At 67.4% G+C, this 24123-nt stretch carries 24 protein-coding genes and 1 tRNA gene; 11 read left to right on the forward strand and 14 right to left on the reverse strand.

Translation table 11 applies throughout. The annotated features are described in order from the left end of the window. Nucleotides 1-11 precede the first annotated feature (11 nt). The 3 genes from H0X90_RS16805 to H0X90_RS16815 are packed head-to-tail and all read left to right on the forward strand — an operon-like array spanning nt 12 to nt 2109. Entirely contained in the window at nt 12-458 is a 447-nt protein-coding gene (locus tag H0X90_RS16805; protein WP_006477934.1) for a nuclear transport factor 2 family protein, read from the forward strand. A gap of 33 nt (nt 459-491) precedes the next feature. Then, nucleotides 492-1529 carry a hydrolase gene (locus H0X90_RS16810; protein WP_006482501.1) on the forward strand — a complete coding sequence of 346 codons (1038 nt, stop codon included), beginning with the start codon at nt 492-494 and terminating at the stop codon, nt 1527-1529. Continuing rightward, a complete protein-coding gene (locus H0X90_RS16815; RefSeq protein ID WP_006497341.1) occupies nt 1522-2109 on the forward strand; it encodes a DUF2946 family protein in 588 nt (195 codons plus the stop codon). The genes H0X90_RS16810 and H0X90_RS16815 overlap by 8 nt, the downstream gene beginning before the upstream one ends. Nucleotides 2110-2148: 39 nt before the next feature. On the opposite strand, the gene H0X90_RS16820 is transcribed toward H0X90_RS16815, so the two are convergent. Continuing rightward, nucleotides 2149-3843, reverse strand: a complete 1695-nt coding sequence (locus H0X90_RS16820; RefSeq protein WP_060210828.1) for a M48 family metalloprotease — start codon at nt 3841-3843, stop codon at nt 2149-2151. A 269-nt stretch (nt 3844-4112) separates the two neighbouring features. Here H0X90_RS16820 and moaC point away from each other — a divergent pair, with 269 nt between their 5' ends. Next, nucleotides 4113-4601 carry a cyclic pyranopterin monophosphate synthase MoaC gene (gene moaC, locus H0X90_RS16825; RefSeq protein WP_006482362.1) on the forward strand — a complete coding sequence of 163 codons (489 nt, stop codon included), beginning with the start codon at nt 4113-4115 and terminating at the stop codon, nt 4599-4601. 351 nt (nt 4602-4952) lie between these two features. Here the strand turns inward: moaC and H0X90_RS16830 are convergent, their stop codons facing one another. From H0X90_RS16830 to H0X90_RS16875, 10 genes are all read right to left on the reverse strand, one after another. Further along, nucleotides 4953-5303: a TonB family protein gene (locus H0X90_RS16830; protein WP_006482365.1), complete on the reverse strand. Its 351-nt coding sequence runs from the start codon at nt 5301-5303 to the stop codon at nt 4953-4955. Between the two features lie 451 nt (nt 5304-5754). Beyond that, the gene (locus H0X90_RS16835; RefSeq protein WP_034201903.1) at nt 5755-7533 is read right to left on the reverse strand and encodes a Wzy polymerase domain-containing protein; all 1779 of its coding nucleotides are present in this window, start codon (nt 7531-7533) and stop codon (nt 5755-5757) included. Nucleotides 7534-7688: 155 nt separating this feature from the next. Further along, nucleotides 7689-8285, reverse strand: a complete 597-nt coding sequence (locus tag H0X90_RS16840) for a pilin (protein WP_077189707.1) — start codon at nt 8283-8285, stop codon at nt 7689-7691. A gap of 97 nt (nt 8286-8382) precedes the next feature. After that, nucleotides 8383-9087 carry a TerC family protein gene (locus H0X90_RS16845; RefSeq protein ID WP_006486690.1) on the reverse strand — a complete coding sequence of 235 codons (705 nt, stop codon included), beginning with the start codon at nt 9085-9087 and terminating at the stop codon, nt 8383-8385. 157 nt (nt 9088-9244) lie between these two features. Further along, complete coding sequence (sucD, locus tag H0X90_RS16850; RefSeq protein WP_006477916.1) at nt 9245-10126, reverse strand: succinate--CoA ligase subunit alpha; 882 nt, start codon at nt 10124-10126, stop codon at nt 9245-9247. 64 nt (nt 10127-10190) lie between these two features. Beyond that, nucleotides 10191-11357 (reverse strand): ADP-forming succinate--CoA ligase subunit beta, encoded by a 1167-nt coding sequence (gene sucC / locus H0X90_RS16855; RefSeq protein WP_006491644.1) that lies wholly within the window; start codon nt 11355-11357, stop codon nt 10191-10193. Nucleotides 11358-11425: 68 nt separating this feature from the next. Next, on the reverse strand, nt 11426-12034 hold the full coding sequence (locus H0X90_RS16860) for a DUF2889 domain-containing protein (RefSeq protein ID WP_034178260.1): 609 nt from the start codon (nt 12032-12034) through the stop codon (nt 11426-11428). A 146-nt stretch (nt 12035-12180) separates the two neighbouring features. After that, nucleotides 12181-13044 carry a recombination regulator RecX gene (gene recX, locus H0X90_RS16865; protein WP_077189708.1) on the reverse strand — a complete coding sequence of 288 codons (864 nt, stop codon included), beginning with the start codon at nt 13042-13044 and terminating at the stop codon, nt 12181-12183. Next, a complete protein-coding gene (recA, locus tag H0X90_RS16870) occupies nt 13044-14114 on the reverse strand; it encodes a recombinase RecA (protein WP_006486701.1) in 1071 nt (356 codons plus the stop codon). The genes recX and recA overlap by 1 nt, the downstream gene beginning before the upstream one ends. After that, nucleotides 14084-14302, reverse strand: a complete 219-nt coding sequence (locus H0X90_RS16875; RefSeq protein ID WP_124550975.1) for a hypothetical protein — start codon at nt 14300-14302, stop codon at nt 14084-14086. Before H0X90_RS16875 ends, recA begins: the two co-directional genes overlap by 31 nt. Between H0X90_RS16875 and H0X90_RS16880 the strand changes: the two genes are divergently transcribed. The 4 genes from H0X90_RS16880 to H0X90_RS16895 all read left to right on the forward strand — a co-directional run bounded on the left by H0X90_RS16880 (nt 14301) and on the right by H0X90_RS16895 (nt 18718). Beyond that, nucleotides 14301-15029 (forward strand): response regulator transcription factor, encoded by a 729-nt coding sequence (locus tag H0X90_RS16880; protein WP_006497347.1) that lies wholly within the window; start codon nt 14301-14303, stop codon nt 15027-15029. The genes H0X90_RS16875 and H0X90_RS16880 overlap by 2 nt on opposite strands. A gap of 17 nt (nt 15030-15046) precedes the next feature. Then, on the forward strand, nt 15047-16594 hold the full coding sequence (locus H0X90_RS16885; protein WP_077189709.1) for a sensor histidine kinase: 1548 nt from the start codon (nt 15047-15049) through the stop codon (nt 16592-16594). Nucleotides 16595-16822: 228 nt separating this feature from the next. Then, a complete protein-coding gene (locus H0X90_RS16890; RefSeq protein WP_006483562.1) occupies nt 16823-18481 on the forward strand; it encodes an MFS transporter in 1659 nt (552 codons plus the stop codon). A gap of 160 nt (nt 18482-18641) precedes the next feature. Then, nucleotides 18642-18718, forward strand: a tRNA-Met gene (locus H0X90_RS16895). A gap of 108 nt (nt 18719-18826) precedes the next feature. Here the strand turns inward: H0X90_RS16895 and H0X90_RS16900 are convergent. Then, nucleotides 18827-19801 (reverse strand): LysR family transcriptional regulator, encoded by a 975-nt coding sequence (locus tag H0X90_RS16900; protein WP_196438156.1) that lies wholly within the window; start codon nt 19799-19801, stop codon nt 18827-18829. 164 nt (nt 19802-19965) lie between these two features. Continuing rightward, the gene (locus tag H0X90_RS16905) at nt 19966-20940 is read right to left on the reverse strand and encodes a GlxA family transcriptional regulator (RefSeq protein WP_048989299.1); all 975 of its coding nucleotides are present in this window, start codon (nt 20938-20940) and stop codon (nt 19966-19968) included. A 116-nt stretch (nt 20941-21056) separates the two neighbouring features. On the opposite strand from H0X90_RS16905, the gene H0X90_RS16910 reads away from it, so the two are divergent. Continuing rightward, the gene (locus H0X90_RS16910) at nt 21057-21740 is read left to right on the forward strand and encodes a DJ-1/PfpI family protein (RefSeq protein WP_006483566.1); all 684 of its coding nucleotides are present in this window, start codon (nt 21057-21059) and stop codon (nt 21738-21740) included. Nucleotides 21741-21799: 59 nt separating this feature from the next. Beyond that, the gene (locus tag H0X90_RS16915) at nt 21800-22111 is read left to right on the forward strand and encodes a cupin (RefSeq protein ID WP_006497351.1); all 312 of its coding nucleotides are present in this window, start codon (nt 21800-21802) and stop codon (nt 22109-22111) included. 37 nt (nt 22112-22148) lie between these two features. Here H0X90_RS16915 and H0X90_RS16920 read toward each other — a convergent pair whose 3' ends face one another. Continuing rightward, nucleotides 22149-22433, reverse strand: a complete 285-nt coding sequence (locus H0X90_RS16920; RefSeq protein ID WP_006483555.1) for a PAAR domain-containing protein — start codon at nt 22431-22433, stop codon at nt 22149-22151. Nucleotides 22434-23017: 584 nt separating this feature from the next. Here H0X90_RS16920 and H0X90_RS16925 point away from each other — a divergent pair. Next, nucleotides 23018-23905 (forward strand): LysR family transcriptional regulator, encoded by an 888-nt coding sequence (locus H0X90_RS16925; RefSeq protein ID WP_034201402.1) that lies wholly within the window; start codon nt 23018-23020, stop codon nt 23903-23905. Nucleotides 23906-24123 lie beyond the last annotated feature (218 nt).

Genomic DNA, 24123 nt, shown 5'->3' on the forward strand with positions numbered 1-24123 from the left:
AGACAACCCCGATGCCACGTTTTGCCCGCCTCTTCGAAGCCGCTGCCGATACGCTGAACGCCTACTACCAGGCCGTCGCGGATGCCAATCTCGACGCGCTGCTGGCGTTGTGGATCGACGAGGATTTCGCCAGCTGCGTGTGGGCGGACGGCGAGCATCTGCACGGCCTCGACCAGATCCGCGGCGGGCTCGCCAACCGGCTCGCGACGCGTCCGGTCACGATCGAGCCGCTCGACATCCGCGTGTACGACAGCCTCGGCACGGTCGTCTATACGATCGCCGAAGCGCATCAGCAGGCCGACCTGACGGCCGAACCCGACATGGTTTTCGCGACGTACGTGATGATCCACGAACGCGGCGAATGGCGCATCGCGCACATCCACGCGAGCCCGATTCCTGAACAGGCGGCCGGACAATTCGCCGCGAAGATCCGTCACGGGCAGGGTCCGCTGCACTGACGAAGAACGAAGCAACGCATTAGCGGGGCGATCATGAGTACGGCTTCTCCGCCCACCTCGCCGCTGACCGGGGCCCCGGCCCCCGACGACGACACACTGCGCTATCGCGCACCGCGCTGGCTGCCCAACAGCCATGTGCAAACCATCGTGCCCGCGCTGTTCGCGCGGCGTCCGGTTGTCGCTTACCGGCGAGAGCGATGGGAAACCCCCGACCACGACTTCATCGACCTCGACTGGGTCGCGCACCTCGACAGCGCGGCGCCGGCGCCCGACGCGCCGCTGTTCGTGCTGTTCCACGGTCTCGAAGGCAGCTCCGCGTCGCACTACGCGCTCGCGATGATGGCCACCGCGCGCGCGAACGGCTGGCACGCCGTGGTGCCGCACTTCCGCAGTTGCAGCGGCGAGATCAACCGCCAGCCGCGCTTCTACCATCTCGCCGACAGCGCCGAGGTCGACTGGATCCTGCGCCGGCTCGCCGCGCAGCATCGCGGGCCACTGGTCGCGGCCGGCGTATCGCTCGGCGGCAACGTGCTGCTGCGCTGGCTCGGCGAGCATCGCAGCGACACGTCGATCGTGCGCGCCGCCGCCGCGATCTCGACGCCGATCGACGTGCATGCGGGCGGCCGCGCGCTGTCGCAGGGGTTCGCGATGGTCTACACACGCAGCTTCCTGAAGACGCTCAAGCGCAAGGCGCTCGCGAAGCTCGACCAGTATCCGGGGCTGTTCGACCGCGACGCGATGCTGCAGGCCGTGACGATGCGCGACTTCGACGAGGTCGTGACCGCGCCGCTGCACGGTTTCGCGAACGCGGACGACTACTGGACGCAGGCGACCACGCGGCCGCTGCTGCCCGCGATCGACGTGCCGACGCTGATCCTCAACGCCCGCAACGACCCGTTCCTGCCGGAATCGGCGCTGCCGGGCCCGGCCGACGTGTCGCCCGCCGTCGAGCTCGACCAGCCCGCGCACGGCGGCCATGCGGGTTTCATGACCGGGCCGTTCCCCGGCCGCCTCGACTGGCTGTCGGCGCGGGTGTTCGGCTATTGCTCGAAATTCGTCGACCATGGATGACATCGTCAGGCAGGCGCTCGCCAAATGGCCGAACGTGCCGCATTGCACCGGCTGGCTGCTGCTCGACCGGCGCGGCGCATGGCGGCTGCGCGACGACGCGGCGCAGGCGGCCGGCGAGCTCGGCTCGCCGATCCGGCATGCGGCGCTGAACGCGTTCATCGGCCGCAACTACGAATGCGACGCGCAGGGCCAGTGGTTCTTCCAGAACGGGCCGCAGCGCGTGTACGTCGAACTCGCCTATACGCCGTGGATCGTGCGGCTCGCCGAACGCGACGGGCAGCTCGCGCTCACCGACCAGACGGGCGCCCCGTTCGAACCGGACGCAGCGTGGCTCGATGACGGCGGCGGCGTGCTGTTTCGCGATGCCGGCACACCGCCGCGCATCGCGGCACTGCACGATCACGATCTCGGGCTGTTCGCCGACCACGCGGATTTCGACGCGGAGCCGCCCGTGCTGCGCTGGCGCGACGGCCGCTCGCTGCCGCTTGGCAGCATCGCGTGCGCCGACGTGCCTGCGCGGTTCGGCTACATTCCCAGCCCGGCGCGCCACGCACGCGATGCCGCCGACAGCGGCAACTGACCCGCCGCGGCGCCTTCGGCGTTCGCTGCGCGACGGCCGCTACCCGCGGCCGTTCTTCTCGTCGTCGCGCTCTTCCTTGTAGCGCGCCTCGAATTCCAGCAGCCGTGCGCCGATGATCGACTGCTCGTAAAACGACACATCCTTCGCGTCGCGCGCTTCCTTCAGTTGCCGGATCGCCGACGGCCACGCGCCGTCGAGCGCCAGCTTCTCCGCCAGCGCGCGACGCCGCGCGAGCACGTCGCCCTTGCCGTCGCTCGACTTCGCGAGGTAATCCCACCAGTCCGGCTGTTCGGGGTCGGCCTTCGCCTGCGCCCGCGCGAGGGTTTGCGCTTCGGCGAAGCGGCGCGCGGCGATCAGCGCCTGCAGGTGCGCGACGATCGCCGCGTGCGACGCCGGCCAGCGCCGCTGCGCGAGCGCCGACAGCCGTACCGCGTCGTCGGTCCGGCCCGCGCGGCGAGCGAGGTCCGCGGCCAGCACGTCGAGGCTCGGCGAGCTGGTCGCCGGATCGTCGTCGCGCCGCTCGCGCGCATCGAACGCGCTGCGCGCCGACGCGAGCGCCTTGTCCGCCGCATCGTACTGGCCGAGCAGCGTGTTCGCGAGCGCGATGCCGTACCAGTTCGCCGCGACGTTCGGCGCCGTGCGATCGTCGATCTCCAGCTGCATCCGCCGCGCCTCGGCCGAGATGTCGGTCGGCGCCCGGTTCTGCAGGACGCGCAGCCGCGCACGCACGAACCCGTATTCGGCCGACTGGCGTGGCTGCCGGTATGGCGCGCGACGTGCACGATCTTCCATGTCGGCGATCCGCTCGCCGGTCAGCGGGTGCGTGCGCGCATAGGCCGGCACGCCCGCATCGCCCATCGACGCGCGGTCCAGCCGCTCGAAGAAGCCGGGCATGCCGTACGGGTCGTAGCCGGCTCCCGCGAGCAACTGGAAGCCGACGCGATCGGCCTCGCGCTCGGCCGACCGCGAGAAGCGCAGCTGGTTGTCGACCGCGTACGCCTGTCCGCCCATCGCGATCGCGCTGCCGAGATCGCCGCTGCGCGCGAGCACGCCGGCCAGCACGCCGAGCAGCATCGTCGCAAGCGCCGTGTAGCCGGTCTTCTCGCTCGCGCCGATCATCCGCGCGATGTGCCGCTGCAGCACGTGGCCCATCTCGTGGCCGACCACCGACGCGAGCTCCGACTCCGTCTGCGTCGTGACCACCAGCCCGCTGTTGATTCCGATGAAGCCGCCCGGCATCGAGAACGCGTTGATCTGCGGATCGCGCACCGGGAACAGGTCGAAGTCCGGCGCGTAGCCGCCGATGTAGCGCGCCGCCGCCGCGGCCGCGAGCCGCGCCGCCATCGCGTTCAGGTAGTCGCGCACGAGCCAGTCGTCGAGATAGTCGGGATCGCGCCGCACTTCGCGCATCACGCGCTCGCCGAGCCGGCGCTCGGCCCGCGGCGTCAGCGCACCGCCGGAGCCGTCGCCTAGATCGGGCAGCTCCAGTGCCCGCAGCGGCGCGCGCAGGCTCGCGACCGGCGCCGACGCACCGCCCGCGCCCGAGAACCGGCTCTCCGCGCCGCCGTACGTGCCGAACACGCCGGTCGCGATGCCGGACGGCACGGTGGAAATCGACGTCGCGCCGCCGGCCGCCGGCTCGAGCGGCGGCGCGGAGGCGCTCTGCGCATGGCCGCCCGGCGGTAGCGCGAGCGCCGCCGACAGCGACACGGCAAGCAACTGTTTGACACGCATGGCAGGATGAAAACGACGCCGTCCCGCGCGAGCGGCGCGCATCGCGGCGTTTGGTCTGAATATTCGGGTCATTGTACCGGCGCCGCGATGACTGTCCCGTACCGCGCGTGCGTCATCTGCGCCTCCGGCAACGCGAACGCCGCTGCTATGATAGGCGCCCGTTGAGCGGTTGGATCGGTTCGTCGCGCCGGTATGGCATCCGGTGGCCTGCCGATCGCGAAGCAGGATCGACGCACGTGCACGCGTACTCCGTTCCACCAGAGGAAGACATGTCAGGACTCACCCATTTCGACGCCGCCGGCCACGCCCACATGGTCGACGTCGGCGGCAAGCAGGAAACGCAACGCATCGCGATCGCGCGCGGCACGATCCGGATGCTGCCGGCCACGTTCGCGCTGATCCGCGACGGCAAGGCGAAGAAAGGCGACGTGCTCGGCGTCGCGCGCATCGCGGCGATCCAGGGCGCGAAACGCACGGCCGATCTCATTCCGCTGTGCCATCCGCTCGCGCTGACGCGCGTGGCCGTCGACTTCGAACTCGACGACGCGCTGCCGGGCGTCCACTGCGTCGTGCAGGTCGAGACGTTCGGCCGGACCGGCGTCGAGATGGAAGCGCTGACGGCCGTCCAGGTCGGGCTGCTGACCGTCTACGACATGTGCAAGGCGGTCGATCGCGGGATGGTGATCACCGACGTGAGCGTGCGGGAGAAGCGCGGTGGGAAGTCGGGGGACTGGAAGGCGGAAGACGTCGCCGGTTGAGCGCCCGCCGCGACGCACTCGCGCGCAGCTCGTGGAGAATCGATGGTTGTCGTGATTTCCCGGTCGGACGACAGACCATCAGGAAACCACGTCGCCGATGGGGAGCGATTCGGTGAAATGCGTTGCGCCGCTGCCGTATGCGTGCCCCGGTGCGCCACCGTACCGGCAGCTATCCGTTCCCATGTGAACCGGCCCTGACGGGCAAGCGCGGGAAAACACCGTCACGATGCGTTGATCGACGGACGCGCGACGGGTTCGCGCCATTCGTGCCCCGCCGGACTGTCGCGGCACGAACCCGATACCCCGGAACTGAATCTGGACCGCGCGCCACGGCGCGGCGCCCGCCCCGCGTCACTGCCCGCGCTGCGGCTCGAACACGAACGGTTGGGTCAGCAAGAAAGGATTCGCGGTCGCGCCGGTCTGCACGCAGGTCGCGTGCGTCATCGCTTCGACGGCCGCGCGATCGGCCGCCGCATTGCGGCTGCTCGTCGTCACGGTGACGTTCTGCGCTTCGCCGGACGTCGTCATCAGCGCGCGCACGAGCACCGTCGCCGGACGCGTGAGCGGCTTCGCGGTATCCGGATAGACGGCCCGCGGAATGTGGCAGGTCAGCTTGCTTTCCTGCGATGACGACAACATCGCGCAGCCGGAAAACAGCATCGCGGCGGCAGGCAGGATCAGGTATGTCGAGCGAATGGCCATGGTCGAATATCGTTCTTCAGCACTGTTCTGGGCACACGCGCCGCAGGCCGGCAGCCTTCCCCGGCCGCATCGCATGTGTCGCACTGCGCCGCGGCCATCGGACCGGCGCCCCGTTACGGCCGCACGACCGAGCGATGCTCGGCCGCGATCCTGCTCGGCGCAATGCCCGGATAGCCGGGAAATCTGCCGTATTCGCACCGGCGATGCCCGGCGCCTGCGGGCACGCAAACGCTTTCGCGCATTGTGCACGCGCCGCCAGGTCAGCGGCGTCAATTTGACAATGGTTGACGCGAATCGCCGCTCGTTCGGCCGGAATCCGCGCGATCCGCGAGGTAATCGAGATCCGACGGATTGCCGCACGACAGGCCACGTCGTGTGGCTCCGACGTCAACCACCTCAAGCCCGCCGCGATCGACGCCGGAATTCCCCGTTCCGGCGCGCACGACAGGCGTCAATCCGAATCGTCGTCGTCCGAGTCGTCGCCCTCGTCGGCCGGCGCTTCCCCGTATTTCGCGACGACGGCCGCCCTGAACGTCTTCAGCGCGGGCTCCTGGTCGCACAGCTTGTACAACGCGGCCAGCTGTTGCGGCCAGTCCTTCAGTTCCTTCGCGAACACATGCAGGCGTGCGACGGTATCGAGCGCGTCGGCTTCGCGGCCGGCCAGCGCCTGCAGCACCGCGTAGCGACGCAGCACCGTCTCGCCGGGCAGCAGCGCGATCGCGCGCTCGTGCGCGGCGAGCTTGGCCGGCAGATCGTCCGGCGAAATCGGCAGCAGCGTCGCCGCACCGTAATCGCCCCACGCGCCGAACAGCAGCGACGGCGCATCGCGGTACTGCGCGGCCGGGCTGCTGCCGTAATAGAGCACTTCCGCGCGCTGGTAGTCGCGCAGCACGGGCACCGCCGCCAGCACGCCGCCGAACGACAGCACCGCGAACAGCCCGAAGGCCGCCCGCCCCGGCAGGATGCGCAGCGGCTTCACGTCGAGCAGCCCGATCACGAACATCGCCGGCAGCAGGAAGAACATGTACTGCTGCGGATACTCGACCAGCGCATGCATCAGCAGGATGCCGATCAGCGCGAAGCCGAACACGCGCATGCTCGACTGCGGCGCACGCACCGCGCGCACGAACCACGCGACGAGCGTGACGGCGAGCACACCGAGCCCGACGAGACCGGACTTCGCGAGCAGGTCGATGAAGATGTCGTGCGAGTTGTTCGCGATCTCGACGCCGCCGAGCGTGCGCACCAGCGCAAACTGGTGCGACGGGAATTCGCCCCAGCCGACCCCGAGCAGCGGATGCTCGCGGAACATCGCGAGCCCGTACTTCCACAGCGCGAGGCGCGGCGCGATCTGCCCGGCGTCGCGCATCCGGTCGGCGGCCGACTCCGCGAGATTCAGGTGATAGTGCACGTTGGCCCAGCGCACCGCGACGTTCACCGCGATGAAGGCGGCCGCGAGCACGACCGGGATCAGCCACGCGCGTGCATTGCCCGGCGTGCGGCGCGATTCGACCCACGCCATCCAGAAGCCCGCGACGACCATCACCGCGACCTGCAGCCACGGCCCGCGCGACACCGTGAGCGCGAGACCGACCGACAGCACGAGCGACAGCGCAAGCCATGCCCACACCGCGAGCCGGCGCGTTTGCACCAGATACAGCGCGCCCGCGAGCGCGAAGGCGATGTAGCTGGCCAGATGGTTCGCCTGCGCCATGTTGCCGTATGGACGGCGGTCGACCGCGATGTTGTACACCACGACGAACGGCGAGACGGCCGACTCGAGGTGGAACAGCTGCACGATCTGGGTACCGACCGCGAACACGCCGCCGACGAGCAGCGCACCGGCCATCATCGGCCACACCGTTTCCGCCATCCCGTCGCGCGCCAGTGCATAGCCGGCCTGCATCGCGACCAGCGCAGCGGCCAGATACCCGAGCGCGAGCCAGTTCATCGACGGCACCTTGAGCGGGATCAGTGCAACCTGCGCGAGCAGCACCACCGCAAAGCCGAGCGGCACCGCGAACGCGGCCGGCGCGGCAAACGGCTCGGCCGGACGGCCGGTGCGCGCGAGCAGCACGACGGACACGCCCACCAGCAGATACAGCACCAGCGCGGAAAACTCGGAATAGAAGGTCGGAATCGGATACGTGTGATTCGTGATCGCGTACGGCACGATCAGGGCGACAGCCAGCGCAACGAGCGACAACGAACGGGAAAAAGTAGAAGGCATGAGCGAACCGGATGTCAGCAACCGGCGCACTATACAAAACTTTCCCTGCTCTGTGCGGGGCTGTCGCTCCGCGAGCCGGCGCGGGGCCGGCGCCCCGCCGGCCGAAGCGGCGGACGGCCGGCCGCATGCCCCGGCGCCATCGTTCCGCGCCGGACCTATGCGCGGCACTCCGCAGGCGCATATTTCGCGGGCAACGTCGCGGCGTTACCCGGCAACGGCCCGGCTCCCGGTGCCGGCAGCGACGACGCATCCTTGCCGGCGGCGAAGCATTCCCACGCGATCGTGCCGGCTTGTATCGTGCCCTTTTTGAGCGGCACGCGCGCGGTGGGCGTATCGGCCTTGTCGGGCGCGGACGGCACGAGCACCAGCGTATTCGTGCCGGCGGCGGCGACGCGGGTGGTGAACGCGACCGTGATCTGACCGGTCACGCCGTCGATCGCGACCGACTCGACGTTGCGGGTCGCGGCAGGCGGGCTGTAGCCGCCGTCGAGGCTCGTGCCGCTCGCCGCGTTGTCAGCGACCGCGAGCCGCGCCGACGATGCGAGCGCCAGCCCCTCGCCGACGCGCGACCGCGCGAGGTAATCCTGGTACGCGGGAATCGCATAGGCCGCGACGACGCCGACGATCGCGAGCACGATCATCAGTTCGATCAGCGTGAAGCCGGCCGGCCGCCAGCGCGGCGACGGCCGGTTCGCGCGCCGCAGGTCGGCGGCCACGCGACGGAACAGGGAAACGGAAAAGGCTTCGAACATGGACAGGCTCCGGAAACGAAAAACGCCTGCCGATACAGGCAGGCGTCTCGATCGTAGCCAGCGGGCGGCGAAGCCGGCAGTCGGCCGGATGGCCTAGTCAGTGCGCATGCGGCGCGCTGCGGCGTTTTCTGAGTGCGTAACCGATCGCCACGACGAACAGCGCGCCGGCGATGCTCGCGCCGTAGACCACCGGCGGCGTATCGAGCACCGGCCAGCGATCGCCGACCGGGTCGTTCACGATCAGCCCGCCCGCGATCCAGCCGAGCAGCCCGGCGCCGAACGCGACGACGACCGGGAAACGGTCGAGCAGCTTCAGCACCAGCGTGCTGCCCCACACGATGATCGGCACGCTGACGACCAGCCCGAAGATCACGAGCGCGATCCGGTGCGACGGGTCGGCCTGCTCGGCCGCGCCGGCGATCGCGATCACGTTGTCGAGGCTCATGACCGCATCGGCGATCACGATCGTCTTCACGGCGTCCCACAGCCGGTCGGCCGGCTTGATGTTGTCGTGCGCGTCGGCGGCCGGCGCCATCAGCTTGATGCCGATCCACAGCAGCAGCAGCCCGCCGCCGAACTTCAGGAATGGCACGTCGAGCAGCGCGACCGCGAACGTGATCAATGCGACACGCAACAGGATCGCCCCGGCGGTGCCCCAGACGACGCCGCGCAGCCGCTGGTTCGCCGGCAGGTTGCGGCAGGCCAGCGCGATCACGACCGCGTTGTCGCCGCCGAGCAGGATATCGATGATGACGATCTGGAGAATCGCGCCCCAGTGCAGCGAGGTCAGGAATTCGAGCATGGCGGTGAGGAAAGGACAGCGGCCGCTCCGAGGGCGACCCGGTTCATCGCCGGCACATGCAGGACGCATGCCCGGTGCTTACGAATTCATTGCGGCAGCATAACAAAAAACGCCGGCAAAGCCGGCGTTTTCTGCAGGACGAGCCCGGGGGAAATGATTACAGCGCCTTCTTCAGCAGACGGCCCATTTCCGACGGGTTGCGCGTGACGGTGATGCCGCACGCTTCCATGATTTCCAGCTTCGCTTCGGCCGTATCCGCACCGCCCGAGATCAGCGCGCCGGCGTGGCCCATGCGCTTGCCCGGAGGCGCCGTGACGCCCGCGATGAAGCCGACGACCGGCTTCTTCATGTTGTCCTTGATCCACTCGGCCGCGTTGGCTTCGTCCGGACCGCCGATTTCGCCGATCATCACGACCGCGTCCGTATCCGGATCGTCGTTGAACATCTTCATCACGTCGATGTGCTTCAGACCGTTGATCGGGTCGCCGCCGATACCGACTGCCGACGACTGGCCGAGGCCCAGTGCCGTCAGCTGCGCAACGGCTTCATACGTCAGCGTGCCCGAACGCGACACGACGCCGATGCGGCCCTTGCGGTGGATGTGACCCGGCATGATGCCGATCTTCAGCTCGTCCGGCGTGATGGTGCCCGGGCAGTTCGGCCCGAGCAGCAGCGTCTTGCGGCCTTCGCGACGCATGCGGTCCTTCACTTCGATCATGTCACGGACGGGAATGCCTTCCGTGATGCAGATCGCGAGATCCAGGTCGGCTTCGACCGCTTCCCAGATCGCAGCCGCCGCGCCTGCCGGCGGAACGTAGATGACCGACACGGTCGCGCCGGTTTCCGCCTTCGCTTCCTTGACGCTCGCGTAGATCGGAATGCCTTCGAAGTCTTCGCCGGCCTTCTTCGGGTTCACGCCCGCGACGAATGCTTCGCGGCCGTTTGCGTATTCACGGCAGGCGCGCGTATGGAACTGACCGGTTTTGCCGGTAATGCCCTGCGTGATGACCTTCGTGTCCTTGTTGATCAGAATCGACATGTATTTTGACCTCTGTTCGATGGGCGTCGCGTGCAAACCGCGCCGCCATGCGTATTCGATAGCGTTACTTGCCTGCGGCAGCCGCGACGACCTTCTGCGCAGCCTCTTCCATGCTGTCCGCCGAGATGATCGGCAGGCCCGAATCGGCCAGCATCTTCTTGCCGAGGTCCTCGTTCGTGCCCTTCATGCGCACGACGAGCGGCACGTTCAGGTTCACGGCCTTCGAACCGGCGATCACGCCTTCCGCGATCACGTCGCAGCGCATGATGCCGCCGAAGATGTTCACGAGGATCGCCTTCAGGCCCGGGTTCTTCAGCATCAGCTTGAACGCTTCCGTGACCTTCTCGGTCGTCGCGCCACCGCCGACGTCCAGGAAGTTCGCCGGTTCGCCGCCGAACAGCTTGATGGTGTCCATCGTCGCCATCGCGAGGCCCGCGCCGTTCACGAGGCAGCCGATGTTGCCGTCGAGCGAGATGTACGCGAGGTCGAACTTCGACGCTTCGATTTCAGCCGGATCTTCTTCGTCCAGATCGCGGTACGCGACGATTTCCGGGTGGCGGAACAGCGCGTTCGAGTCGAAGTTGAACTTCGCGTCGAGTGCGGTGACCTTGCCGTCGCCGGAGACGTTCAGCGGGTTGATTTCAGCCAGCGATGCGTCGGTTTCCCAGAATGCCTTGTACAGGCCTTGCAGGATCGCGCGCGCTTGCGGGATCGAAGCAGCCGGCACGCCGATCTTCGCGGCGAGGTCGTCGGCCTGCGCGTCCAGCAGGCCCGTCGACGGCTCGACGATGACCTTGTGGATCAGTTCCGGGTGCTTTTCGGCGACTTCTTCGATGTCCATGCCGCCTTCGCTCGAACCCATCAGAACGATCTTTTGCGACACGCGATCGACGACGAGGCTGACGTACAGTTCCTGCTTGATGTCGGCGCCTTCTTCGATCATCAGACGGTTGACCTTCTGGCCTTCCGGACCGGTCTGGTGCGTGACGAGTTGCATGCCGAGGATCTGGTTCGCGTATTCGCGGACCTGCTCGATCGACTTCGCCACCTTCACGCCGCCGCCTTTGCCACGGCCACCCGCGTGAATCTGAGCCTTCACGACCCATACCGGGCCGCCGAGCTCTTCCGCCACCTTGACGGCCTCGTCAACCGAGAACGCCGGCTTGCCGCGCGGTACCGCGACTCCGAATTTCCGCAGGATTTCCTTACCCTGGTACTCGTGAATCTTCATGCGTGATTCCCTTCAGTCTGAGAGTTGGATGAAAAGTCGCTTAAGACGCTTCTTCGAATGATTTCCGTTCATTCCTTCGTGCTGCCTTCACCGGGCAAATCCGGCCGAAGCGGGCCATACCACTTCGGGTAGTACTGCCGCACGACCTCGCCGTCGAATCGCAGCGCCCGGCAGCGGCCGAGCTGGAAAGGCGGTTCGGCGTGCGCGTCGTCATGATCCGGCCCTTCGCCGCCCTCCTCGCGCACGTTCCACACATCACCGGCGAACGCCTGGATCGCGGCCGTCGGCAGCACGGCGCACAGTTCGGTGAGATGGGAGCAGCCTGCGACGCCGGCGAGCAGCCGGTTCGCGTTGCGGCGGAAATTGCGGAAGAGATTGAGCCCGATGAGGGCCCGATAGGCAGGCGGGGCGGACTGACAGTGACCGGGATAGGGCACCCATTCCGAAGACGCTTCGGCGTCGACGACATTGAGGTCACGATCGATGGTCACGCGCAGCCAGAGTTCGTGGATCGGCAGGCCCTGGGGCCGGATGCCCGACGCAAGCGCGACATCGCGCGGCTTGTGGTCGGTCAGGCAGGCTTCGATGTCCCACAAGCCGTCGCCGCGCTCGTAGGCTTCCGCTCGGATTGCGCGTCGATGTCGCAACTGACGGGGCACGGGCTCGGATAGCGGCATGCTGGAGGTTGAGGCCGAAGAGGAAAACCCGTGGATTTTAGCATATTGGGTATTTGAGACAGTTTGCCGCGACGGCGGGTATTCCCGCCTGTCCGGAAGCGGTTGCAATGCAGCAAAATCGCGCGCCACGCGCGCGACCGGGCCCGTCAGTCGTCGATCGGGAAATCGTCGCCGACCTTCAGCAACTTCACGATGGTCGCGCTCGAGAAGCCGCGCGCGGCCAGGAAGCGCGCCTGCTTCGCGCGCTCGGCGGGCGTTTGCGGCAGTGCACCGAATTTCTTGCGCCAGACGGCCTGCGCGCGCGTCAACTCGGTCTCGCGCAATTGTGCATTCACCGCTTCGACGAGACTGTCGCCGACCGCGTGGCGCTTCAGCTCGCCGACGATGCGCGCGACGCCGACACGCGACGCGCGGCGATGCACGAGGCTCTCGGCGAAACGGGCGTCGGATAGCCAGCCTTCCTTTTCCAGCGCATCGAGCACCGGCTCGACGGATTCGTCCTCGCCGACGTAGGGTGCGAGCTTGCGCGCGAGCTCCGCGCGGCTGTATTCGCGCCTCGACAGATAGCCGAGCGCGCGGCCCTTCAACGACCGCGGCGGCTTCGACGACTTGCGCTCGCGGGCGCCCGGCGCGTCACTCGAGGCATCGCCGGAAGACGCGCCGGCTGCACGGCGTGCGCGGCGCGGATGCTGGCTGCTGCGCGTATAGACATCTTCCGTCGCCGGTGCATCGGCTGTGCGATCGACCGGAAAGCGGACACCGGACACGCGACGGCGGGACCGATCGTGCGCGTCGAACGACTCATCGTCGTCGAACGGATCGTCCGGTGCGGCAATCTCAAACGAAACGAGGGCATCGTCGGATGCCCTCGTCGCGATGCGGTTCGCGGCGTTGCCGCCTGCGCTCCGCCGGTCGGCGCCCGAGGATCCGCCTCGCCGGCCGGAGCGACCCGCCGTTTCGGGCGTGTCGTGCTCCTCCGGCTCGCCGGCCTGACCTCGGCGCGCAACCATCACTCTTCTTCGTCCATCGCCTCGGCTTCGTTGCCTGCGCCATCGGGCATTGCGACGACGCCGAGCGATTCGCGGATGCGGTTCTCGATCTCGCGCGCGATTTCCGGATTTTCGCGCAGGAATTCGCGCGCGTTGTCCTTGCCCTGGCCGATCTTCTCGCCGTTGTAGCTGTACCAGGCGCCCGCCTTGTCGACGATCTTCGCCTGCACGCCGAGATCGATGATCTCGCCCTGACGCGAAATGCCTTCGCCGTACAGGATGTCGAAGATCGCTTCGCGGAACGGCGGCGACACCTTGTTCTTGACGACCTTCACGCGGGTTTCGTTGCCGATCACCTCGTCGTTCTTCTTGATCGAGCCGATCCGGCGGATATCGAGACGCACCGACGAGTAGAACTTCAGTGCGTTACCGCCCGTCGTGGTTTCCGGGTTGCCGAACATCACGCCGATCTTCATCCGGATCTGGTTGATGAAGATCACGAGGCAGTTCGTGCGCTTGATCGTACCGGTCAGCTTGCGCAGCGCCTGCGACATCAGGCGGGCCTGCAGACCCGGCAGCGAATCGCCCATCTCGCCTTCGATTTCGGCCTTCGGCACGAGCGCCGCGACCGAGTCGATGACGATCATGTCGATCGAGCCCGAGCGCACCAGCGCATCGGTGATTTCGAGGGCCTGCTCGCCGGTGTCCGGCTGCGAGATCAGCAGCTCCGGCACGTTCACGCCGAGCTTCGCGGCATATTGAACGTCGAGCGCGTGCTCGGCGTCGATGAACGCCGCGGTGCCGCCCAGCTTCTGCAGCTCGGCGATGACCTGCAGCGTGAGCGTGGTCTTACCGGACGATTCCGGACCGTAGATCTCGACCACCCGGCCGCGCGGCAAGCCGCCGACGCCCAGCGCGATGTCGAGACCCAGCGACCCCGTGGAGACGACCTGGATATCCTCGGCCGCTTCGCCGTCGCCCATCCGCATGATCGAGCCCTTGCCGAACTGCTTTTCGATCTGCGCGAGCGCGGCCGCCAGCGCCTTGCTCTTCTCGGCGGTCATCCCGGAGCCCTTCTTGCTATCTTCCATGAATCGTCCTTTGCTATGATGAGCAGCGTCTGTTGGAGGCGCGCCCCTTTCAAGCGCTGCCCACGAATGCAGACACTGTATAAAAAAACAGTGTTTTGTGCAAGCCCGCAATGCAGCGCGTTGTGCACGAATAACTTCGGAGACAGCCGCGCCGGCGCGAACGCCCTGCCGGCATCGGTCAGCAACATGCGAATTCTCATCGCCGAAGACGACAGCATACTCGCGGACGGCCTCACCCGGTCACTCCGCCAATCGGGCTATGCCGTCGATCACGTGAAGAGCGGCGTCGACGCCGACACCGCGCTGTCGATGCAGACTTTCGACCTGCTGATCCTCGATCTCGGGCTGCCGAAAATGTCCGGGCTCGACGTGCTCAAGCGCCTGCGCGCGCGCAATTCCAATCTCCCCGTGCTGATCCTGACCGCCGCCGACAGCGTCGACGAACGCGTGAAGGGACTCGACCTCGGCGCCGACGACTACATGGCCAAGCCGTTCGCGCTCAACGAGCTCGAGGCGCGCGTGCGCGCGCTGACCCGGCGCGGCGCCGGCGGCGGCCCGACCGTCGTGCGCCACGGCTCGCTCGCGTTCGACCAGGTCGGCCGCATCGCGTATGCGAACGATCACGTGCTCGATCTCTCCGCGCGCGAACTGGGCCTGCTCGAGGTGCTGCTGCAGCGGATCGGCCGGCTCGTGTCGAAGGAACAGCTCGTCGATCACCTGTGCGAATGGGGCGAGGAAGTCAGCAACAACGCGATCGAAGTCTACGTGCACCGGCTGCGCAAGAAGATCGAACCGAGCGGCGTGCGGATCTCGACCGTGCGCGGCCTCGGCTATTGCCTCGAGAAGGTCGCGCCCGCGACGCCGGCCGACACGGCGGCGCCCCAGCCCGCGGCGGCCGGCACGCCGCTGCGCTGACGCCGGGCGTCGCCGCGATGGCCACGCCGGCCCACTCCCGCCACCCGACCGGCGCGCCGTCGTCGGCCGCCGACGAGGCACGCGACGCGCGCTACGAGAACCCGTTCGCGCCGCCCGACGAAACCGAATCGTCCGAAACGCCGCGCCCGCGCTCGCTGTTCGGCGAAATCCTCGACTGGATGCTCGCGCCGCTGCTGCTGCTGTGGCCGATGAGCATCGCCGTCACCTATCTCGTCGCGAAAACGATCGCGAACAGCCCGTTCGACCGCGCGCTCGAGACCAACGCGTACGTGCTCGCGCGCCAGATCCATCCGGTCAACGGCGTCGCCGAGCTGACGCTGCCGGAGCAGACGCGCGACTTCCTGCGCGCGGACAACATCGACAGCGTCTACTTCCAGGTGCTCGGCACGCGCGGCGAGCTGGTCGCGGGCGAAGCCGACATGCCGCTGCCGCGCGACGAGGACCGCCCGCCGCCGGGCGTCGTCGTGTTCCGCGACGACCTGCTGCGCGGCAACGACGTGCGGGTCGCGTATACGACCGTCGCGCTGCCGCAGACGAGCGGCGCGCAGCCCGTGCTGGTGCAGGTCGGCGAGACGCTCGACAAGCGCAACGCGCTCGCGAACGACATCATCAAGGGCGTGATCCTGCCGCAATTCGTGATCCTGCCGCTCGCGATCCTGCTCGTCTGGTTCGGGCTGTCGCGCGGGCTCGCGCCGCTCAACGCGCTGCAGGCGCACATCCGCGCGCGCCGGCCCGACGACCTGTCGCCCGTCGAGGCGCAGCGCGCGCCGCCCGAGATCGAACCGCTCGTCACGTCGTTCAACGACCTGCTCGCACGCCTCGAACAGAACATGGCGCTGCAGAAACGCTTCATCGCCGACGCCGCGCACCAGATGAAGACGCCGCTCGCGGGCCTGCGCACGCAGGCCGAGTTCGCGATGCGCCACCCGGTCCCGCCCGACGTGCAGCGCTCGCTCGAGCAGATCGCGACGAGTTCCGAGCAGGCCGCGCGGCTCGTCACGCAACTGCTTGCGCTCGCGCGCGCCGAGAACCGTGCGAGCGGATTGACGTTCGAGCCGGTCGAGATCGCCGCGCTCGCGCGGCGCGCGGTGCGCGACTGGGTGCAGGCCGCGCTCGCGAAACGCATGGACCTCGGCTACGAAGGCCCGGACGACGACGCGCCGCTCGACGTCGACGGCAACCCGGTGATGCTGCGCGAGATGCTCGGCAACCTGATCGACAACGCGATCCGCTACACGCCGGAAGGCGGACGCATCACGGTGCGCGTGCGGGCCGAGCGCGCGGCGCGGCGCGTGCATCTCGAAGTCGAGGATACCGGCCCCGGCATCCCGGCCGGCGAGCGCGAGCGCGTCGTCGAGCGCTTCTACCGGATCCTCGGCCGCGAAGGCGACGGCAGCGGCCTCGGGCTCGCGATCGTGCGCGAGATCGCCACGCAGCACGGCGGCACGCTGACGCTCGACGATCACGTCTACCAGCATGCGCCGCGTCTCGCCGGCACGCTCGTGCGCATCAGCCTGCCGCTGACCGACACCGCCCCGGATTAACCCTGACGTACGCCGCCGCGGCTCGGCTGCAGATACGTCGAAACCGGCGCTTTACCGGACGTTCGCGTCACGATCCGCGCGCGAAGCCGCCGATTCGACACGGGTTAACGCGCAGTCGTTTTGTGCGCGCGAGTCAGTGCGCCGTAAGTTTCCGTGCCAATAATCGTCGACAGGCCCGCCCCTCCCAAGGCGGCCGCACATCTATATCAAGGGACTTGGAGACGATTCATGGCAACGTTAGGCGGGCAAATTTCGCACTCGCCGATGACGGGCGAAGAGAAGAAGGTGATCTTCGCGTCGTCGCTCGGCACCGTGTTCGAGTGGTACGACTTTTACCTGGCCGGCTCGCTCGCGGCCTACATCAGCAAGAGCTTCTTCTCCGGCGTCAATCCGACCGCCGCGTTCATCTTCACGCTGCTCGGCTTCGCGGCCGGTTTCGCGGTGCGACCGTTCGGCGCGATCGTGTTCGGCCGGCTCGGCGACCTCGTCGGCCGCAAGCACACGTTCCTCGTGACGATCGTGATCATGGGCGTCTCGACGTTCGTGGTCGGCTTCCTGCCCGGCTACGCGTCGATCGGCATCGCCGCTCCCGTGATCTTCATCGCGATGCGGCTGCTGCAGGGCCTCGCGCTCGGCGGCGAATACGGCGGCGCGGCGACCTACGTCGCCGAGCATGCGCCCGCCAACCGTCGCGGCTTCTACACCGCGTGGATCCAGACGACGGCCACGCTCGGCCTGTTCCTGTCGCTGCTCGTGATCCTCGGCGTGCGCACGTTCATCGGCGAGGAAGCGTTCGGCAATTGGGGCTGGCGCGTGCCGTTCGTGGCGTCGATCCTGCTGCTCGGGGTATCGGTGTGGATCCGGCTGCAACTGAATGAATCGCCGGTGTTCCTGCGCATCAAGGCGGAAGGCAAGACGTCGAAGGCGCCGCTGACCGAAGCGTTCGGCCAGTGGAAGAACCTGAAGATCGTGATCCTCGCGCTGATCGGCCTGACGGCCGGCCAGGCGGTCGTGTGGTACACGGGCCAGTTCTACGCGCTGTTCTTCCTCACGCAGACGCTGAAGGTCGACGGCGCCAGCGCGAACATCCTGATCGCGATCGCGCTCCTGATCGGCACGCCGTTCTTCCTGTTCTTCGGTTCGCTGTCGGACAAGATCGGCCGCAAGCCGATCATCCTTGCCGGCTGCCTGATCGCCGCGCTGACCTACTTCCCGCTGTTCAAGGCGCTCACGCACTACGCGAACCCGCAGCTCGAACTCGCGACGCAGAAGGCGCCGATCACGGTCGTCGCCGATCCGGCTACCTGCTCGTTCCAGTTCAACCCGGTCGGCACGTCGAAGTTCACCAGCTCGTGCGACATCGCGAAGAGCGCGCTCGCGAAGGCCGGCCTGAACTACGAGAACGTCGCGGCCCCGGCCGGGACGCTGGCCGAAATCAAGGTCGGCGACACGGTGATCCAGACCTACGACGGCAAGGCGGCCGACGCGAAGACGCAGGGTGCGGCGTTCGACAAGACGCTCGCGTCGACGCTGAAGGGGGCCGGCTATCCGGCGAAGGCCGACCCGGCGCAGCTCAACTGGCCGATGACGATCGTGATCCTGACCATCCTCGTGATCTTCGTGACGATGGTCTACGGCCCGATCGCCGCGATGCTGGTCGAGATGTTCCCGACGCGGATCCGCTACACGTCGATGTCGCTGCCCTATCACATCGGCAACGGCTGGTTCGGCGGCTTCCTGCCGGCAACCGCGTTCGCGATCGTCGCGGCGAAGGGCAACATCTACTCGGGGCTCTGGTATCCGATCGTGATCGCGCTGGCCACGTTCGTGATCGGCCTGCTGTTCGTCAAGGAGACGAAGGACTCGGACATCTACGCGCAGGATTGATGTCGGGTCCGCGGCGGGGACGGCCGGCGGAGGATCGCCTTCCGGCGCCCGGCTCCCGCCCGCGACGGAGGCCGGCACGAGCCGCCGGCAACTTTTTTCGGGAAAGATGGAAAAAGGTATTGACAGCTGACCGGCCGATCGACATAATTCAAGTCTTCACGGCGAATTAGCTCAGTCGGTTAGAGCGACGGAATCATAATCCGCAGGTCCGGGGTTCGAATCCCTGATTCGCCACCAAATGCGAAAAGCCGCTGTTTCGAAAGAAACAGCGGCTTTTTTCATTGCCTCATCCGGCGCACGCGGTGTCGCGCGCTGCCCGCCTTCAGGCCGCGCGCTGCGCCGCGACTACGCCACCACCGCGCCGCGCTGCGCATCCGGCGTCTGCGCCCGCAGCTTCCCCCGCCAGTTCTCCCCGCCCTCCAGCGCCGGCGTCGACTCGAACACCTCCGCGATCCAGTCGGCGAACACGCGCACCTTCTGCGACAGATGCCGGTTGTGCGGATAGACGATCGAGATCGGTTTCGGCTTCGGATTGCAGTCCGGCAGCACCTCGACGAGCGATCCGTCGAGCAGGTTCGGCAGCACCATGAACAGCGTCGGCTGGATCATCCCGAAGCCTTCGAGCCCGCACGTCACGTACGCATCCGAGTCGTTGACCGTCACGCTGCCGTTCATCCGCACCTCGAACGGCTTGCCGTCGATCATGAACACCCACGGAATCGCCCGCGCGCCATGGCTCGACCGGAAATTCACCGCATGATGTTCGACGAGATCGGCAATCTCGTTCGGCTCGCCGTGACGGGCGAGGTAATCGGGCGACGCGCACGTCACGCGCTTGAGCATCCCGATGCGCCGCGCGACCATCGACGAATCCTCGAGCGGGCCGCCCCGGATCATGCAGTCGATGCCTTCCTCGACCGGATCGACGTAACGGTCGGACAATCCCAGCTCGAGCGTGATGTCCGGATAGCGCTGCCGGAAGATCGACAGCGACGGCAGCACGATGCGCCGCCCGAGCGAACTCGGCATGTGGACGCGCAGCACGCCGCTCGGCTTGCGGTTGCCGGTCTGGAAACTCGCGTCGGCCTCGGCGATCTCCGCGATGATCTTCATGCAATGCTCGTAGTACGCGGCGCCCTCCGGCGTCAGCGACAGCCGGCGCGTCGTCCGGTGCATCAGGCGCACGCCGAGCAGCGCCTCGAGATTCTGGATGATGGTCGTCACCGACGCGCGCGGCATCGCGAGCGTGTCGGCCGCCCGCGTGAAGCTGTTCGCGTCGACCACGCGGGTAAAAACTTCCATTGCCTGGATTCGGTCCATGCTGCTTCCCCCTTCGAATCGCCAACGGAACAGAATAGAGCGCGCGGCAAGCGCGGCACAAGCCCCCGTCTATTGTTCTCCAATGCCGAATAGTTTCGACGCTTCGGACTGGAAATCGCGTCGTTTCCGTGCAGTTCCGGGCGAGCCCGCTCATCCGTCGTACGTCACCGCACGAACCGCTCGCGATATCCCTGCGGCGACACGCCCAGCACGCGCACGAAACTGCGCCGCAGCGTCTCCTCGGAACCGAAGCCGCAACGCCCGGCGATCCGCTTGACGGGCCACGCCGTTTCGCCGAGCAGGCGTTGCGCGGCCTCGACACGGATCTGCTCGACCGCGCGCGCGGGCGTGCGGCCGGTTGCCGCGCGATAGTGGCGCACGAAACTGCGCTCGCTCATGCTCACGCGTTCGGCGAGCGCGGGCACCGACAGGTCGGCCGTCAGGTGCTCGGCCATCCATGCGTGCAGCTCGCCGAACCGGTCGGCGGTGCGCTGCATCGACAGCATCGTGCTGAACTGCGCCTGCCCGCCCGGACGCTTCAGGAACACGACGAGTTCGCGCGCGACGTCGAGCGCGGTCGCCCGCCCGAGATCCTCCTCGACCAGCGCGAGCGCGAGATCGATGCCGGCCGTCACGCCGGCCGACGTCCACAGCGCGCCTTCGCGGATGAAGATCGGGTCCGGTTCGACGCGCACGTTCGGATAGCGCGCCGCGAATTCGTCGCAGCGCGCCCAGTGCGTGACCGCGCGCCGCCCGTCGAGCAGGCCGGCTTCGGCGAGCAGGAACGCACCGGTGCAGACCGACGCCACGCGCCGCGCGCGCCCGGCCTGCTGCCGCACCCAGCGCACCATCCGCGCGTCCTTCGACGCCGCATGCACGCCCTTGCCGCCGGCGACGATCAGCGTATCGGGATGGCGCGCGGCCGCGCGCAGCGACTCGGCCATCACGACGAGGCCCGACGACGTCTCGACCGGTCCCGCTTCGACGGCCACGACGCGCGGCGCATACGGCGCCGGCTGCCCGCGCTCCAGCGCGAGCTCGTTGACGGACGCGAATACCTGCAGCGGGCCCGTCACATCGAGCAGTTGCGCACGGGGAAACGCGAGGACCAGGATCGAGCGCGGGGCTGCGGCAGGCATGGCGATTGGCTGAAAACGTGGGGGATATGGCAATTTCGCCAAACACTACGCGCCTAGAATCGATCTGTCCATCCCGTGCCGAACGGCGCGCGTTCCCTTCCTCTCGGAGTCTTCGCATGACCCTGCATATCGGCCTTCTCGTCTTTCCGGGTGTCCAGCAACTCGACCTCACCGGCCCGCACGACGTGCTCGCGTCACTGCCGGACGCAGCCGTCCACCTGGTGTGGAAGTCGCGCGACGCGGTCGCGTCGAGCAGCGGCCTCGCGCTCGCACCGACCTGCACGTTCGACGACTGCCCGCCGCTCGACGTGATCTGCATCCCGGGCGGCATCGGCATCAACGAGCTGCTGCTCGATGCCGAAACGATCGCGTTCGTGCAGCAGCGCGCGGCCACCGCGCGCTACGTGACGTCGGTCTGCACGGGTTCGCTGTTGCTCGGCGTGGCCGGCCTGCTGCGCGGGCGGCGCGCGACGACGCACTGGGCCTTCCATGCGCTGCTCGAACCGCTCGGTGCGATACCCGTGCGCGAGCGCGTCGTGCGCGACGGCAACCTGGTCACGGGCGGCGGCGTGACGGCCGGCATCGACTTCGCGCTGACGATCGCCGCGGAGCTGGTCGGCGAAGAAGAAGCGCAGGCGATCCAGCTGCAACTCGAATATGCGCCGGCGCCGCCGTTCGACGCCGGCTCGCCCGACACCGCGCCGGCCGCGGTCGTGAAGCGCGTCACCGAACGTTCGGCCGCCGGCTTCGCGAAACGCAAGCAGATCGTCGAGCACGCGCTGCGCGCGACGCCGCGCTGAATGCGGATGTCGGAACAATCATGGGAAAGCAACGCGCACGCGTGCGGGAGACCATCTCGATGAACATCATCCGGAGCGCCGCATTCACCGCGGACCGCGCGTGGGGCGCCCTCGACATCGCGAACCTGAACGGCATCACGGTCCGGCTGCACTGGACCGACCAGCCGTATCGCTGGCACGTGAACGACGGCGAGGAGGTATTCGCGGTGCTCGACGGCCGCGTCGAGATGCGCTACCGCGAGGCAGGCGTCGAGCATGCGACGGTGTTGGAGACGGGCGACGTCTTCCACGCGACGGTCGGCACCGAACACGTCGCGCATCCGCTCGGCGTCGCGCGCATCCTGGTGATCGAGACCGAAGGCAGCGTCTGACGGCGAGCCTCGGAGGCTCGACGCCGCGCGGTGGGCGTTACCCCGAGATCGTGCCGGTTGCCTGCGATGCGATCAGTTTCGGCAGCGGCGTGCACTGGCACTGACACAGGTCGTGCTCGAGGGCGACGACCTTGCCCATCACGGTCATCGTGCGCTCGCCGCCGTCCGACACGATCACGCCCGGCGACTTGCACGCCGCGCAGAACACGGCTGCGCCGAGATACGCGAGTTCGCGCCCGTCGAACGACGAATTGGCGATCCCTTCGAGCACGACGCCGCCATGATCGGTCGTGTCGCCCTTCAGAATGAATTTGCGGCTCATGATGTCGGTTCTTCCCTCGGAAACGCCGCGCAACGCAACCGCGCACGGGTATCGTGATACTGCCGGTCGGTCGCGGGCGTCCCGCGAGCATATCACCGCTCGCCACGGCCGCGACGCAGGCCCTCCGCATCGGGCGGCCGTCGCAACACGCCTTCGCCGCACACGGCTATTCGGCGTCGCGGTGTGCTCACACACCATGACGCGTCGAACCCGCCTGCCTGCGACGACCCGTTCCCCTGTTCCATCGGAGCCGTGCGCCGGCACGATCGCATGAAGTCGTCATGGCGATCAGGACACAGCCGGTTCGACATCGCATTGCATCGATAATGCTGATGCTTTAATGAAAAAAATAGCCTATATTTTCGTACAAGTACTAAATACAAATACATCAAAAAGGCTTAATAGCAAGCCGATTCGAATCATTCATTCGACGCCCTTCCCACCTCAAAACCTACCATTCTCCGACCGTTCGCACACCCGATAAACACGCTATTCCATAATAAACATTCATTAAAACGGGGCGTTAAAATTCAGCAAACCGATAGATAGAATTCAATCAATGCCTTCTGTTTATCGATAAGAAAATGGACGAACTCCTACCGATGCGACTATTCGTCAAGGTCGCCGAACTTCGTAGTTTCGCGCGCGCCGCCACGGAACTGAACATCTCCAATTCATCGGCCACCCGCCTCGTCATGAGCATCGAGGACCGGCTTGGCGCCCGCCTGCTGAATCGCACCACCCGCAGCCTGTCGCTGACCGACGCAGGCCACCTCTATCTGGCGCAGATCCGTCACGTGATCGACGAAATCGACCGGGTCGAGGAAACCATCGCGTCGATGCATCACGAACCGATCGGATCGCTGAAAATCGCCGCGCCGGTCATGTTCGGCATGCACGTGCTCGCGCCGGCCATCGACGCGTTCAAGATGCGCCACCCGGCCATCGTGCCGGAGGTCACGATCGTGGATCGTCACGTCGACCTCGTGTCGGAGGGCTTCGACGTCGGGCTGCTGCTGTCCCAGCACATCAGCAACAACACGCTGGTGAAGCGCCCGCTCACACGGCTCAAGCAGATCGTCTGCGCCGCACCGCACTATGTCGACCGGCATGGCGCGCCCGCGCATCCGCACGACCTCGCGTCGCACGCGTGCCTGTCGTTCCATGCCGACTTCATGGGCGAATACCTGTCGTTCGATCACGACCAGACGCGCATCACCGTGCGCCCGAACAAGTCCGCGTCGTCGAACAACGTCGGGCTGATCCGCAACTGGGCGCTGTCCGGCATGGGCATCGCGGTCCTGCCGGACTTCCTCGTCCAGTCGGATCTCGACGACGGCCAACTGCTCGCGCTGCTGCCCGGCTATCGGCTCGAGACGCTCGAGATGAACGTCGCATACCCGAGCCGCCGTCACTTTCCGCGCAAGGCCCGGCTTTTCGTCGATCACCTGATCGACCATTTCGTCGGTTGAATGAAGGGTGGCATCGCACACCATTTTTCACACCGATTCGCCGCCGCCCGCGCGGCCCTCGCCTGGTCGCGGCGGCGCGCCGGCAGGCGCCCCGACGGCCCGCCAGCCGCCGCGCGGCTCGCGTGGGCACGCCTGTTGCGCCGGCGCATCTCGGTAGTCAACCGCCCTTGGCAGCCCGCCGCGGAGGACTACACTAATCCTTAATGGGGTGCGGCCGG

The organism is Burkholderia sp. 9775_39 (assembly GCF_015712225.1).
GTDB lineage: Bacteria > Pseudomonadota > Gammaproteobacteria > Burkholderiales > Burkholderiaceae > Burkholderia > Burkholderia cenocepacia.